14 protein-coding genes are annotated in these 13636 nt (G+C 62.0%); 5 read left to right on the plus strand and 9 right to left on the minus strand.

What is annotated here, in order from left to right:
- The 4 genes from HDG37_RS33065 to HDG37_RS33080 all read left to right on the plus strand — a co-directional run.
- On the plus strand, window positions 1-571 hold a 571-nt coding region (locus tag HDG37_RS33065), incomplete at its 5' end, for a restriction endonuclease fold toxin 5 domain-containing protein (protein WP_409260262.1).
- Between the two features lie 7 nt (window positions 572-578).
- Complete coding sequence (locus tag HDG37_RS33070; RefSeq protein WP_184055001.1) at window positions 579-1310, plus strand: immunity 52 family protein; 732 nt, start codon at window positions 579-581, stop codon at window positions 1308-1310.
- 136 nt (window positions 1311-1446) lie between these two features.
- Window positions 1447-1722 (plus strand): hypothetical protein, encoded by a 276-nt coding sequence (locus tag HDG37_RS33075; RefSeq protein ID WP_184055003.1) that lies wholly within the window; start codon window positions 1447-1449, stop codon window positions 1720-1722.
- Window positions 1722-1967 carry a hypothetical protein gene (locus tag HDG37_RS33080; protein ID WP_184040027.1) on the plus strand — a complete coding sequence of 82 codons (246 nt, stop codon included), beginning with the start codon at window positions 1722-1724 and terminating at the stop codon, window positions 1965-1967. Before HDG37_RS33075 ends, HDG37_RS33080 begins: the two co-directional genes overlap by 1 nt.
- A gap of 278 nt (window positions 1968-2245) precedes the next feature.
- On the opposite strand, the gene HDG37_RS33085 is transcribed toward HDG37_RS33080, so the two are convergent.
- The 7 genes from HDG37_RS33085 to HDG37_RS33115 all read right to left on the minus strand — a co-directional run bounded on the left by HDG37_RS33085 (window position 2246) and on the right by HDG37_RS33115 (window position 10581).
- Window positions 2246-3643: an aspartate aminotransferase family protein gene (locus HDG37_RS33085; protein WP_184055005.1), complete on the minus strand. Its 1398-nt coding sequence runs from the start codon at window positions 3641-3643 to the stop codon at window positions 2246-2248.
- A gap of 44 nt (window positions 3644-3687) precedes the next feature.
- The gene (locus HDG37_RS33090) at window positions 3688-5211 is read right to left on the minus strand and encodes an NAD-dependent succinate-semialdehyde dehydrogenase (RefSeq protein ID WP_184055007.1); all 1524 of its coding nucleotides are present in this window, start codon (window positions 5209-5211) and stop codon (window positions 3688-3690) included.
- Window positions 5212-5377: 166 nt separating this feature from the next.
- Entirely contained in the window at window positions 5378-5869 is a 492-nt protein-coding gene (locus HDG37_RS33095; protein ID WP_184055010.1) for an Lrp/AsnC family transcriptional regulator, read from the minus strand.
- 7 nt (window positions 5870-5876) lie between these two features.
- Complete coding sequence (gene doeB, locus HDG37_RS33100) at window positions 5877-6914, minus strand: N(2)-acetyl-L-2,4-diaminobutanoate deacetylase DoeB (RefSeq protein WP_184055012.1); 1038 nt, start codon at window positions 6912-6914, stop codon at window positions 5877-5879.
- A gap of 53 nt (window positions 6915-6967) precedes the next feature.
- On the minus strand, window positions 6968-7972 hold the full coding sequence (locus HDG37_RS33105; RefSeq protein ID WP_184055014.1) for a cyclodeaminase: 1005 nt from the start codon (window positions 7970-7972) through the stop codon (window positions 6968-6970).
- Complete coding sequence (gene eutB / locus HDG37_RS33110) at window positions 7969-9000, minus strand: hydroxyectoine utilization dehydratase EutB (protein WP_184055016.1); 1032 nt, start codon at window positions 8998-9000, stop codon at window positions 7969-7971. The genes HDG37_RS33105 and eutB overlap by 4 nt, the downstream gene beginning before the upstream one ends.
- A gap of 183 nt (window positions 9001-9183) precedes the next feature.
- Window positions 9184-10581, minus strand: coding sequence for a PLP-dependent aminotransferase family protein (locus HDG37_RS33115; protein WP_184055018.1), 1398 nt, complete (start codon window positions 10579-10581; stop codon window positions 9184-9186).
- A gap of 406 nt (window positions 10582-10987) precedes the next feature.
- On the opposite strand from HDG37_RS33115, the gene HDG37_RS33120 reads away from it, so the two are divergent.
- Window positions 10988-12403 (plus strand): PQQ-dependent sugar dehydrogenase, encoded by a 1416-nt coding sequence (locus HDG37_RS33120; protein WP_311541726.1) that lies wholly within the window; start codon window positions 10988-10990, stop codon window positions 12401-12403.
- A 20-nt stretch (window positions 12404-12423) separates the two neighbouring features.
- Here the strand turns inward: HDG37_RS33120 and HDG37_RS33125 are convergent, their stop codons facing one another.
- Both HDG37_RS33125 and HDG37_RS33130 read right to left on the minus strand, forming a co-directional pair.
- A complete protein-coding gene (locus tag HDG37_RS33125) occupies window positions 12424-12960 on the minus strand; it encodes a chromate transporter (protein ID WP_184055020.1) in 537 nt (178 codons plus the stop codon).
- Between the two features lie 44 nt (window positions 12961-13004).
- Window positions 13005-13631 (minus strand): chromate transporter, encoded by a 627-nt coding sequence (locus HDG37_RS33130; protein WP_184055023.1) that lies wholly within the window; start codon window positions 13629-13631, stop codon window positions 13005-13007.
- Window positions 13632-13636: the final 5 nt, after the last annotated feature.

Consider the following 13636-nt stretch of genomic DNA (forward strand, 5'->3'; position numbering starts at 1 on the left):
GGCAATGCCTATGCCTGTTCCGGTTTCCACCGCCGCGCCGTCTGCTGGTCCCGCAGGCAGCAGCGGCACTGGCGCGGGTGCAGACGGCGGATGGGGCGAACTGCCGCGTGACCGGAGCCGCGAACGAGAAAGACCGTGCAAGTGCCCGCCTGAAAAGAGCGGTGAAAAAGTGCGGCGAAACCACAATATGAATCCCAAGCCGCGACGTTACCAGGCCCGCATAACAGCGTTTGAGTATGGGATAGTCGCGGACGGAAATGGCAAGGAGACCAGCCAGGGCTGGAGCATGGAGTGGAGTTGGCTCGGCACAGACTTCGATGGGTTTCAGCCCTCCCAATGTCTCTTGCAGGAAGCCAAGGGGAACTATGACCAATTTATCGGAGGGAATGATAAGCCAAAGCCGTTTTTCGCGGGCTTCAAGAAAATGGCGGACCAGATAATAGACCATGGGGCTAAAGTGCGCGCCAATCCTCCGGCAAGGCTAATGTGGTATTTCAAGACCCCAAAGACGAGGCAATATATGCTTTCGACGCTTCGGATCGCCGGAGTGCCGTCTGTCAATCAACCTTGATTCAATCATGAATCTATTCGCACAACATCGTGATAGCGGCGCCGTTTCCTCTTCGGCCTTTGAATTTCACATTCGCCGGCTGCGACTTCTTGTTGATTTAATCTCACAAAAAGACAGCACCTTGGCTAATTGGTATATTCAAGCTGATACGATCGTGGAGGCGTTGCAGTGCAACGTCTACGAGAACAATGAGCCATCTAAGGCCGCGATTCTCGCATTGTCCAATGAATACAAAAATGTAAGTCAGAGCGCGACAAAATCGATCGGAATTTGGAATGGCACCGAATCAGAGGAAGAAGGAGCCACCGCTTACGTTTCGTTCGATGGCGGGGGGGAAATTTCCCAAATGATTGATCTGGAGATGAGTGAGAAAAATTGTCACTCATCTAGATTGGGCGATTACAAATCCGTTGCTGAAGTTATAGCGAGAACGGTAGGAATTTATGAGTCGCTTTATGTGACGTTTGGACCGCGTAAGTACGCTACTGAAGCTGTTTTCGACGACCGCCCAGGCGTAAGCTGGATGCTCTACCTGCCGCACGTTCTCACGCTGGCCCAGGTGCCAGAAGCGCGCGCCCTGATTCAGGTCGTGCGCGACGGAGGACAACAAGGCACGATCATCGTAAGCGTGACGGATGAAGTCTTTGACGTGAACAACCGGGAGCATGTCAAGGCGGCAAACGATATCGAAATCCGCCTCGCCGATCAGAACCTGTTGCCGCGTTTCGTTGATCTCTGAGTCCGGCTTGCTACCCCGATGGTTTCCGCAGGATAGGCTTCGGTCGTATTCGACCGGTTACGCAATGGCCAAAGCGCTGGGTTACGCATGGGCGTGCGATTGTCGCGGTCGCGCGCAACAAGCGCACGACGTTAGCATGGCACGCTCGCAATATGGCAGCAGCCCGCGCGTGCCGCAGAATCTGGGCAATGCCCAGCCGTTCGAGTATTCTGACACTTCGACAGTCGGAGATGTGACGATCCTTGGTGCACGCGGTGTGAGCGAACGGCAAGAGATCGAGTGCGAGATGGAATATGAGCGCAATATGATCGCGTGCAAGATGCTGTCAAAAACATACGGCGGCGATTTGAGAACTCGCTTTGCGTGCGAGCAACGTGCTTTTGAAACATACAACCAGTGCAGAGGCTATTGATGGTCCGAGACCTTGCTGTCGTCTTTATCTACGACGACGACACGAATACGCTCAAAATGAGCAACGTGTCGCGTCGTGCCATTCAATCAACCCTGGATCGGGCGATGTTCCTCGATATTCCCGAAGCACCTGAAACTCCATTGGATGACGAATCGGCCCGCAAGCTTGGAGCGCTGGCACTTCGATGTCTAGGCGAAGCGCATCCGGATCTGGCCGCGCGACTGAATCTTTCAGCGCCAAAGTAGCTGTTCTTGCGATCTCAGGTCGCGCTATTTTTCGGCCTTTTCGTTCTGTCGATCCATTATGTCCACCCATACCCCTATCCGTGGACGGAAAGCGAGGCGCTCGCATGGTAGCGTGCTTCGGATTCTATATTTCGTAGTGTGGATGACTATTGAATTGATCGTGGCAGCGCTTGCCTACGTGACGATCATCAAGCTATGGCGGTACTACCGCACGAAGCTAATAAAAACCCCGACCGCATGACAAGACAGCAGCCGGGGTTCTCTTTCACCTCACTTGATCAAAGCGAAGCAGCCGGCGCAAACACCTGCGACGCCACCTCATCCACCGCCTCGCGCGTCAGCTTCACGATCTCGTCCACGTCGCCGCGCGACGTCACCAGCGGCGGCGCGAAGCCGAGAATGTCGCCGTGCGGCATCGCCCGCGCGATCAGTCCGCGCTGCATCGCGGCAGCCGACACACGCGGCCCGACCTTCAGCGCCGCATCGAACGGCGTGCGGACATCCTTGTCGGCCATGAACTCCAGCGCGGCCAGCATGCCCACGCCGCGCACTTCGCCGACGAGCGGATGCGAGTCGAACGCCGCATGCAATTGCTCCAGCAGATAAGCGCCGGTTTGCGCCGCATTCTGCGTGAGGTTCTCGCGTTCGAGAATCTCGAGGTTGGCGAGCGCCGCCGCCGCGCAGATCGGATGGCCCGAATAGGTCCAGCCATGCCCCAACGCACCCGATTCCTGCGATGCCTTATCGATCACGTCCCATACGCCTTCGCTGACGATCACGCCGGACAGCGGCGCGTAAGCACTCGTCAAACCCTTCGCGACAGTGATCAGATCGGGTTGAATGCCGTAGTGCTGCGCACCCATCTTCGAGCCGAGCCGGCCGAAACCGCATACCACTTCGTCGCAGATCAACAGGATGTCGTGCTTCTTCAGCACCTGCTGGATCGCGGGCCAGTACCCGGCCGGCGGCGGTACGATGCCGCCCGTGCCCATCACCGGTTCGCCGATGAAGGCCGCGATCGTATCGGCGCCTTCGCGCGCGATCAGTTTTTCGAGTTCGTCGACGCAGTACGCGACGAACTGCGTTTCATTCATACCGGCCGGCGCGCGACGATACCAGTGCGGACACACGGTATGCTTGACGCGCTCGATCGGCAGATCGAAGAACTGGTGGAAGCTCGGCAGACCGGTCAGACTACCGGTGACGATGCCCGAGCCGTGATAGCCGCGATCGCGCGAAATGATCTTCTTCTTGTTCGGCCGGCCCTTCACGTTGTTGTAGTACCAAACGAGCTTGATCTGCGTTTCGTTCGCGTCCGAGCCGGACATGCCGTAGTACACCTTCTTCATGCCTTGCGGCGACCAGTCGATGATGCGCGACGACAGCTCGATGATCGTATCGGTCGAATGGCCGACATACGTGTGGTAATACGCGAGCTTCTTAGCCTGCTCGTAAATCGCTTCGGCCACTTCGGTGCGACCGTAGCCGATGTTCACGCAATAAAGGCCGGCAAATGCATCGATAAAAGTCTTGCCTTGATGGTCCTCGATGCGGATACCTTTCGCGCCGGTCACGATCCGGCCCGGCAGCGCGCCGCTCGCGTGATCGTGCGCGTGCGTCGACGGATGCATGAAGTGCGCGCGATCGGCGTTCAGCAGTTGATCGAATTGAGTCATGGGTCGCTCCTTCGTGTGATGTCTGGATGAATGAATCGGTAGGTTCAGGCCGTTGCGTCCGTCGCCATCGCATGTGCAGCGGCACGAGCGGGGGCGCTGTCGCTGACCGGCAAGCCAAGCTGGCCAAGGCAGAAATAACGTGTCTCGACGAAGGGCTCGAAGCCTTCGACGCCGCCTTCGCGTCCAAGCCCCGACGACTTGACGCCGCCGAACGGAATCGGTGCGCCGGTGAATTTCGCGCCGTTGATGGACACCATCGCGAAGTCGAGTCGGCGGATCAGTTGAAACACGGTGTTCAGATCTTTCGCGCACACGTAGGCGGCGAGTCCATACTCGGTGTCGTTCGCGCGTTCGACCACTTCGTCGAGCGAATCGAACGGCGTGACCGCCGAGATCGGCGCGAAATTTTCTTCGTCGTAAATGCGCATGCCGGGCGCCGCATCCGCGACCACGGTCGGCTCGAAGAACCAGCCGCCGCGCTCGTGCGCCGCACCGCCTACCGTGACGCGCGCACCCTTCTCACGCGCGTCGGCGACGCGCTGCACGGTCGTGTCGAACGCGGCCTGGTGCATCAGCGGGCCGACGTCCACGTTCGGGTCGAATGCGCCGCCCACTTTCAACGCCTTCACGGCATCGCTATATCGCGCGACGAACGCTTCATACAACGAACGCGCGACGAAGATCCGGTTCGCCGCGCAGCAGTCCTGGCCCGAGGTCTGGAACTTCGCCGCGACCGCGACGCGCACGGCCTGCTCGAGGTCCGCATCTTCGGTCACGATGAAAGGCGCGTTGCCGCCCAGTTCGAGCGCGGTCTTCTTGATGCCTGCCCGTGCGGCCGTTTGCATCACTAGCGCGCCGACACGCGTCGAGCCGGTGAAGCTGACCGAGCGCACGCGGCTATCTGAAACCAGCGTTTCCATCGCCATTTGCGGCTCGCCGAGCACGACGTTGAACACGCCGGCCGGAAAGCCCGCTTCTTCGGCGAGTTGCGCGAGCGCGAGCGCGGAGAACGGCGTCTCGTGTGCGGGCTTCGCGACCACCGTGCAACCGGCGGCGAGCGCGGCAGCGGCCTTGCGGGTGAGCATCGCGCACGGGAAATTCCACGGCGTGATCAGCGCGGCCACGCCGACCGGCTCGATGATCGTGCCCAGATGAGCGCCATCGATATGGGTCGGAATCGTGCGCCCATTCAGGCGCCGCACCTCATGCGCGAACCATTCGACGAAGCTCGCGCCATACGCAATTTCGCCGCGCGCTTCAGCAAGCGGCTTGCCCTGTTCGAGCGACAGAATCGCGGCGAGATCCTGCTGATGACGCAGAATCAGCTCATGCCAGCGCAACAGCAGCGCCGAACGTTTGGCGACCGGCACCCAGCGCCACGTGTCGAACGCGCGCTGCGCGGCATCGACCGCGGCGGTGATCTGCGCCGCGTCGAGCATCGGCACATGGCCGAGCACTTCCTGATTCGCGGGATTCTGCACTGCGACGCTCGCGGCGCTCGCGCTATGAATCCAGCGTCCATCCACGTAGCACAGCGATTTGAATAAGACCGGATGACCCAGCAACATGACGACCTCCTGTGTCCGATGTCTGCTATCACTGTAGGTCCGGCGGCACTGCGGTTTTTTTTGTTGTCGCTTCTCGAAGGCTACGTTTTTTCTGCAATTTGCCGCATGGTTATCGGTTTTTCGGGTGGGGCTCTTCGTCGTACGTCGATCGCAAGTAGCGCGCCACTCAGCCGTTCTCGCCAATCGATCGTTCCGCCCATTCGGGCAAGCCTTCGGCCCCGCTTTTCACCACCTTCGTGACGATATAGGTGAAGTACTTTTCGATGCCCAATTCGTCGGTCAGCAACGTATCGATGAAGCGCTGATAGTGGTCGATATCGCGCGACAGCACCTGCATCACATAGTCGACACCGCCACCCGTCGCGAGGCATTGCACGACTTCGGGCGCGGCCGCGATGCGCTCCTCGAAGCGCCGCATGTCCGGCGCGGTATGACGCGCGAGCGTGACCTCGACCACCACGCGGCTGCCTTTGAACGCGCGCACCCAATCGATATCCGCGCGATACCCGCGAATCACGCCCTCTTCTTCGAGGCGCTTCACGCGCTCCCATGCCGGCGAAATCGACAGATTGATTTCTTCGGCGAGGCGCGACTTCGTGATGCGTCCATCGCGCGCGAGAATCCGCAAAATCGCGAGATCGTAGCGGTCGAATTTCATCGCGCGTTCAGACCGTTACCGGTATGCCCCGTTCGAGCACGTCGGCGACCACCGCAACCGTGTCGCCAATCCGCACGAGCCCCGGAAAATGCCGCGCGGCCAGCATGCCGCCGCGTCGCGCGCGATATTCGATCGGCGCGGCGCCGGTGCGCTTCGCGTCGTAAATCCGCGCGATCACCTCGCCGCCGTCGACCATGTCGCCGAGGTCCTTGCACAGTTCGAGCAGGCCATCGTGCTCGCTCGTCGTGTAGCAGGTGCCGTCGGGCATATCGAGCAGCGTCGTCGTGCGCGGCGCGCTCGCCCTTGAGTGACCCATTGCTTCGTCTTGCCTGATGATTCCCGCATGCTGCAGAAAGCCGCGCACACCGCGCTCCGTAATCGCCACGCTGTGCACGGTCGCCGTGCCGCCACCCCCGAGTTCGGTCGACACGAACACCTTGCCCGCTTCCTCGACGGCCGTGTCGTAAAGGCCGACGCTGTCGAGTTCGAGCATCCGCATCGAGTACGGCGCGCCGAATGCGCGCATCGCTGCCTCGCAGCGCGCTTGCTGCGTCGCGTCGGGCAGCACGTGAATCGCGGCGAACGGCACGAAGTCGAGCGTGCGGCCACCCGCGTGCAGATCGAGCACATAGTCGGCGAGCGGCAGCAGATAGCGCTGAAAATAGTCGGCGATCTTCTCGGTCACGGTACCGTCCGGCTTGCCCGGAAAGCTGCGATTCAGATTGCCGCGATCGATCGGCGACGTGCGCGTGCCCGCGCGAAACGCCGGAAAATTCATGAACGGCACGATGATCACGCGCCCGCGTACGTCACTCGCCTTCAACGTGGCGGCGAGCTTCGACAGCGCAATCGGCCCTTCGTATTCGTCACCGTGATTGCCGCCCGTAAGCAGCGCGGTCGGTCCCTCGCCGTTGCGGATCACGGTGATGGGGATCATCTCCGCGCCCCATGCGGAGACGTCGTGCGAATGAGGCAGCTTCAGGAAACCATGCTGTTCGCCGTCGGCGTTGAAATCGACCGTCGGTTGAATCGGGGATGCCCGCATCTGTACTACTCCTTCGTGAGCCGCTTGCGCGGCGTATTGCCGTTCATCGCGCGTCATTTAGGCGGCGCGTCGTTGCCAAATGTGGTTCCCGCCTTCGCGGCACGCGCGCGCTGCAATGCGAGCGCGGCGATAGCGGTGTCCTGCGCGCCGGTTCCGGTCAGATCGCAGATCGTCACGTCGGCGTCGCTCGTGCGGCCCGCGGCCTGTTTCGCGATCACCTGGCCCAATTCGACGATCGCCGCATCGTCACGCATCGTGCCCGCGGCGAGCGCGTGATGCAGTTCGCCGAGCACGCGCGTTTGCTGCGCGCGGTCGCATACGTAGCGCGCCGCCGCCAGCGCGGCCGGCGCGATTTCGTTCTTGTGCTCGGCGTCGGAACCCATCGCAGTGACGTGCAGGCCCGGATGCAGATCGGCGGCTTCGATCAGCGGCGTGCGGCTCGGCGTGGTGGTAATCGCGACGTCCGCTTCGGCGAGCGCGTCATGAACGCTGGCCGCGACATCGCATCGCACGCCGGGCGTGTCGTTCACTTCCGCGGAGAAACGCAGCGCGCTCGCCGCGTCGCGCGCCCAGACGCGCACGTGTTCGACGCGGCGCACCAGCATCAAGGCCCGCAGTTGCAGACGCGCCTGCTCGCCCGCGCCGATCACCGCGACCTGCGGCGTGTGCGCTTTCGCGAGCCAGCGCGCCGCGACCGCGCCGGCGGCTGCCGTGCGTATCGCGGTCAGATAGCCGTTGTCGAGCAGCACCGCTTCGGTCAGCCCGGTCTTCGCCGACAACACCAGCATCAGACCATTCAGGCTCGGCAGACCGAGCGACGGGTTGTCGAAGAAGCCAGGACTGACCTTGATCGCGAAGCTGTCGAGGCGCGGCAGCCACGCGGTCTTCACGTCGACTTCGCCGTTATGCGCGGGCAGATCGAGCCGCAGGATCGGCGGCATCGCGACCGCCTCGGTCGCGAGCGCGACAAAGGCGGCTTCGATCTGATCGATGGCCGCGAGATCGAGCGGCACGAGTTTGCGAAGCTCGGCTTCGCCAAGGAGCGTGATCGAGGTCATGATGGGGTGTGTGAGTTCGGTGACGGCGCGGCTTGCGAGGATTCGTTGCCGATGATCCGCCGATGCAGATTCATATCGATGTTCGCGCCCGTCACGACGAGCACGAGCGGCCCGCGCGCGATGCGTTCAGCGGGCAGCGCGCGATCGAGCACCGCGGCAATCCCCACCGCCGCCGCGCCTTCGACGACGAGCCGCTCCTGCCGATACGCATGCGTAATGCCGCGCGCGATCGACGCCTCGTCGAGCAGCACGGTCTCGTCGATCAGATCGCGCGTCAGCGCATACGTATAGCGGTTTTCGAGTCCGATGCCACCGCCGAGCGAATCGGCGAGCGTGTCGACTTCCTCGACCAGCACCGGCCGTCCGACCGCGAGGCTCGCATGCATCGCGGCGCCGCGCGCCATCGTGACGCCGGTCAAGCCGATCGTGGGATTGGTGCTTTTCGCCACGAGCGCGATGCCGGCAAACAGCCCGCCGCCCGACAACGGCACCACGATGTTCGCCACATCGGGCAAGGCCTCGACGATTTCGAGCCCGATCGTGCCCTGTCCGGCGATCACGCGCGGATCGTCGAATGGCGGCACGTATGCATAGCCTTCTTCGCGCGCGAGCCGCAATGCTTCGTGCTCGGCCTCGTCCTGACTTTGGCCGGTAATGCGCACGTGCGCGCCGAGCGCCCGTACCGCGTCGACCTTGTTGGCGGGCACGAGGCGCGACAGACACACGGTCGCGTCCATACCGAGCGCGCGCGCCGCATGCGCGAGCGCGCGGCCATGATTACCGGTCGATGCGGTCACCACGCGAGTGCAGCCCTGCTCGGCCAACTGCGCGAGCGCATTGGTCGCGCCGCGCAGCTTGAAGCTGCCGGTCGGCTGCACGGTCTCGAGCTTCAGATAGACCGGCGTGCCCGCGTGCGCCGACAGGCTCGGCGATTCGACGAGCGGCGTACGGCATACGCGAGCGTCGATACGGCTGCGCGCGCGGTAAATGTCGGCTAACGAAAGATCGGTTGACGATGGAACGGACATGCACCAGGCCCTGCATCAAAGAGGTCGATTCGCTATTCGATGCGGGCACGGCTATCGCGGATAAACGCAATGACTCGCGACCGCATCGCTTTCCATGCAGCCCAGTCTAGTGTTCTAAAAAAGGATTTTTATTGTCCTAGTTCATTTCCGTGAGCGCGTTACGCAATTCGCGCACCGGCGCGATCAGGTGAAATCGTGCACCTGCGGGTACTGCTCGAACACGTCGCGCATCGTTTCGAGCGCGGCTTTATAGGTGTCTTCGCTGACCTCGGCGCCGACGCAAACCCGCACCGCATTGGGCCGGTCGGCGTCGCGCACGAGAAACGGATCGGGCGACGTGACTGCGATGTCGCGATTGCGCAGTTCGCGCACCAGCCGATCGGTGCGCCAGTGATCGGGCACCCGCAGCCACGCCGATAGCGCCTGCGGATGCGCGCCCAGGACATATTTACCGAGCGTCTGCTGCAATTGCGACTGACGTCGCCCGAGCCGCTCGCGCTGAATTTCGACGAGCCGCGCGGCCGTGCCGTCGACAACCCAGCGCGTGGCGACCTCGGCCATCGGCGGCGTCGCCATCCAACTGCTCACGCGCAGCACGCTCTCGGCGCGCAGCGCGAGCCGGCGCGGCGTCGTCATATAACCGATGCGCAAGCCGGCCATCACCGACTTCGTAAAACTCGTGCAGTAGAACGAAAGGTCCGGAATCAGGCTCGAAATGGGCGTGGAATGTTTGGCCGGCAACGGCCCGTACACGTCGTCCTCGATCACGTATACGCCATAGCGTTCGGCGATTTTCGCAATCGCGCGACGCCGCGAATCGGGCATCAATGCGACGGTCGGATTGTTCAGCGTCGGTGTGCAGACGAGCGCCGAGATGCGCTCGCTGTCGCACATCTCCTCGAAATGCTCGGGGTGAATGCCGTACTCGTCGATCTCGAGGCCCTTCAGCGTGAAGCCGAGCACGTTGGCCGACCCTATCACGCCGTGATCCGTGAGGCTTTCGCACAGCACGGTGTCGCCCGGCCCCACCAGCGAAGCGAGCGCGAGAAAAATGCCGTGGGCGGCGCCGTTCGTGACGAGCAGCGTATCGGCCGAAGCCGGCATGCCGAGCGACGCGAGCCATGCAATACCCGCCTGGCGATGATGCTCGAAGCCCGCGATCGGCCGGAACGCGCGAATCCACGGCTGATCGTCGAGCGTCGACAGCGTCGCGCAGACCTTGCGCCACATCGCGTCATGCTCGGACGTGTGAATGATGCGCGCGATCGAAAAGTCGACCACCGAACGCTCGGCCGTATCGAGCATGTAGCTCGACATCGTTTCGGTGACGCGCGCCGCGACGAAGCTGCCGCGCCCGACCTCGCAGCGGATCAGGCCTTGCCGCTCCAGTTCCTTGTACGCGTTGGTCACGGTCTGCACGCTGATCGCGAGTTCGGCGGCGACGTCGCGCTGCGGCGGCAGGCGCGCGCCCGGCGGCAGCGTCGTGTTCTCGATGTCGCCGGCAATCGCCTTGACCAGCCGCTTGTATTTCGATTCCACGCCGTGCACCGCGCGCACGGCCTCGCGCCACTGCTCGATCACCGCTGCTCCTATGTCGTGGTGGATGCTGGCTCCGTGAGGAGTCGGCGTCGTCTCGCTTGATCTCCCATAGTGCGGCAGAAACGGGGGAGGAAATTAATGTCCTAGGGCATTTAACGCGAAAAAATGTGGGGCAGGATCTCGCCAAGCGGCACCATCCAAGGATGACGGTTGACCGAGGCCACCTATTCCAGCGTCGCCAGTTCAACATGGAAAACGCGTGAGTGGACGTTATGCGGCTTGCGCGAGGTGGCGTGCGGCGGCAGAGAATTGGCCACCATTCGCGGGTGTGTGAGTCCTATCATTCAACCATTCACAATTCGCGAATCGCGATGCACATACAGCAGTCAATGCACCGGTCGTACGTCTACTGGTGTTTTTGTATTCAACTCGCGAACAGGAGGATAAGGTGTCGCCCCCTATTTTCTGGCGGGCAACTCAGACCCGCGTAATCGTCATACTGGCAGCGCTGCTGGGGTTGGCATGTTTCGCCGATCCGGCGCACGCCAATCCTCCCAGGAACCCTGGTGTACCGGCCTCCGTCGCCATTGGGCAATCGGTCACATGTCAGCCCGTCTCCACGACCCGGCCGCAGCCGGTGCTTCCAAAGGGATTTACAGAGCGGATTTTATACAGCGGTTGTCTCAATCAGCCGACGGCAATCAGTTTCAACGCAAGCCAGACCAGGGTCTTCATCGCCGAAAAAGGCGGCAGGGTTTGGAATTGCGACCTGGCGACGCCTACCTGTACGTTGATTGCCGACCTCAGCAATGAAGTCTGCAACGATGTCGACCGAGGACTTCTCGGGATTGCGGTCGATCCTCGGAACGACGGCAAAATTTACGTGCTTTACACGACGCCTCCAGCTACAGGGGCCTGTAGCGGAAACGTTCTGACTCACGGCCGGCTTTCGCTGCTGACAACGGCGGCAGCGGGCACCACTGAAACGAAGATCCTCCCTCCCGCAGGGTCAGGCAATCAAACGTGGTGTTTTTTCTACACGTCTCACAGTATTGGCGGACTAGTCTTCGGAGTTGACAACAGAACGCTGTACGTTAGCGCTGGCGACGGCGCGAGCTTCGATCAGGTGGACTACGGACAGTTGGATACTGCGTGCGGCGATGGCACGAATCTGCCGCAGGGCGCGTTTCGCAGTCAAGGCGTGTCTCCCTATAGCGACGGCGCTGTTCTCCGGATCACGAACCCGGGTTCGACAACTCAAAGCGTTGCCCTGGTTGCGCAAGGCTTACGCAATCCGTTCCGGTTCGCCCGCCTGCCTGGTAGTACGGACGAGCTGTATATCGGCAATGTGGGCTGGAACAGTTGGGAGGCGATCGATCACGTCACTGTCGACGGCCAAGACTTCGGCTGGCCGTGCTACGAAGGATGGAGCCCTGGCGCCAACTTCGCTGCAGCTCCCGAGCCCGACTATCAAAACACGGGCTACTGCGGAAAGTTCGCGGGTGCCACGGCGCCGTTTTATGCGTACGCTCACACGAGCTACATTTCAGCCGATGACAGTCGTGGAAGAACCTGCGGCGGCAAGCGGAACGGCGGAGGGCCGGACCAGAACGGCAGTGTCATCTCTGCGATCGGGTTTACCGACGATACGAGCACAACCTACCCTGCTCAATTCAAAAACGCACTGTACTTTGGTGATCTTCTGCGGCAATGCATCTGGACCATGCAACCTCCGAACAATGTGCCCCAGGCTTTCGCAAGGGATCTGCAGGGAGGACCGGTGGATCTGAAGGCGGGCCAGAATGGCGACCTGTTCTACGTGGATCTCGTGACCAGTACGATCAGGCGAATTACACACAACTAGGAAGAAGTATCGGTGGCGCGCTACAGCAACCCCGCAAAATGCGCCACCACAAACACAACCGCGCCGCCCGCGATCAGCACCAACGCATTGATACGCGTCGTCATCACGAGCACGGTCGCGATGGCCGCGGTGAGCCACGCAATCCACCCGCCTTCGAGCTCCTTGATCAGCACATAGACGGCCGCGAGAATCAACCCGGTAGCCACCGGCCGCAACCCGGCCTGCAACGCATTCAGCCAGCGCGCGCCTTCGTGCCGGTTCCATACGTGCACGACGCCATACATCAGAAACGCAGTCGGCCCAAATAGCGCGACGGTCGCGACGAGCGCGCCACCGAGTCCGCCGACCTGATAGCCAATCAGCGTCGCGAGCAGCGAGCCAGGACCGGGCGCGAGCCGCGCGATCGCGAAGTCGCTGAGAAATTGCGCATGGGTCATCCAGTGATGCACGTCGACGACCTGGCGCTGCACTTCGGGGATGATCCCTTGCCCGCCACCGACGGTGACGATCGATAGCGGCGCGAACACCGAAAACAGGGCGATAAGAGTTCTGAACACGGCAGAAGCTTTGGTGGAGTTTGACTAGCGGCGATAAAAGCCGATCAGGGCTGGCGCGCCTCGCGCACGTATTCATAGCCGACGCTCAACGCGCCGGCGATCAGCACGGTCCACACCAGCGACACGCGAAACACCGCGGCGGCCGCGAACGTCGCGAGCAGCACCAGATACGGAAACACGCGGCGCGGCAGCCGGCGTGCGGCGGTGATCGCCATCGACAGCGACAGCCCGATCGCGCCGGCCGCGGCGCCAGCGAGCGCGATATGCGTAAGCGGAAACGATGCGATCGCCGAGAAGAACGCGCCGAGTAGAATGATCACGACGGCCGCCGGAAAGATGATGCCGCAGAATCCCGCAACAGCGCCGCGCCAGCCGAGCAGCCGGTAGCCGATCCAGATCGCCAGATTCTTCACGTTGACACCGGGCAGCGCCTGCGACAACGCGAGGCCGTTGAGAAATTCGTCCTCGCTCATCCAGTGGCGGTCGTGCACGAACTCGCGCATGAACCAGCCGCTCAGTCCGCCGCCGAAACTCGTCAGACCGATGCGGGCGAAGATCAGAAAGAGGCCGAGCGAGGTCACTTCGTGCGGCGGTGGTGAAAGGTGTGGCGCGTCGTCTTCGGGTGTCGATACCGGGTCGCTGACGTCTTGCCCGTGGATGCCTTTGGCCAATGCTC

The sequence above is a fragment of the Paraburkholderia sp. MM5384-R2 genome (genome assembly GCF_014201025.1).
Taxonomy (GTDB): Bacteria; Pseudomonadota; Gammaproteobacteria; order Burkholderiales; family Burkholderiaceae; genus Paraburkholderia; species Paraburkholderia tuberum.

Coding starts and splice junctions, on each gene's coding strand:
- HDG37_RS33070 (WP_184055001.1), top strand. CDS start 579: ATGAATCTATTCGCACAACATCGTGATAGCGGCGCCGTTTCCTCTTCG.
- HDG37_RS33075 (WP_184055003.1), top strand. CDS start 1,447: ATGGCACGCTCGCAATATGGCAGCAGCCCGCGCGTGCCGCAGAATCTG.
- HDG37_RS33080 (WP_184040027.1), top strand. CDS start 1,722: ATGGTCCGAGACCTTGCTGTCGTCTTTATCTACGACGACGACACGAAT.
- HDG37_RS33085 (WP_184055005.1), bottom strand. CDS start 3,643: ATGACTCAATTCGATCAACTGCTGAACGCCGATCGCGCGCACTTCATG.
- HDG37_RS33090 (WP_184055007.1), bottom strand. CDS start 5,211: ATGTTGCTGGGTCATCCGGTCTTATTCAAATCGCTGTGCTACGTGGAT.
- HDG37_RS33095 (WP_184055010.1), bottom strand. CDS start 5,869: ATGAAATTCGACCGCTACGATCTCGCGATTTTGCGGATTCTCGCGCGC.
- doeB (WP_184055012.1), bottom strand. CDS start 6,914: ATGCGGGCATCCCCGATTCAACCGACGGTCGATTTCAACGCCGACGGC.
- HDG37_RS33105 (WP_184055014.1), bottom strand. CDS start 7,972: ATGACCTCGATCACGCTCCTTGGCGAAGCCGAGCTTCGCAAACTCGTG.
- eutB (WP_184055016.1), bottom strand. CDS start 9,000: ATGTCCGTTCCATCGTCAACCGATCTTTCGTTAGCCGACATTTACCGC.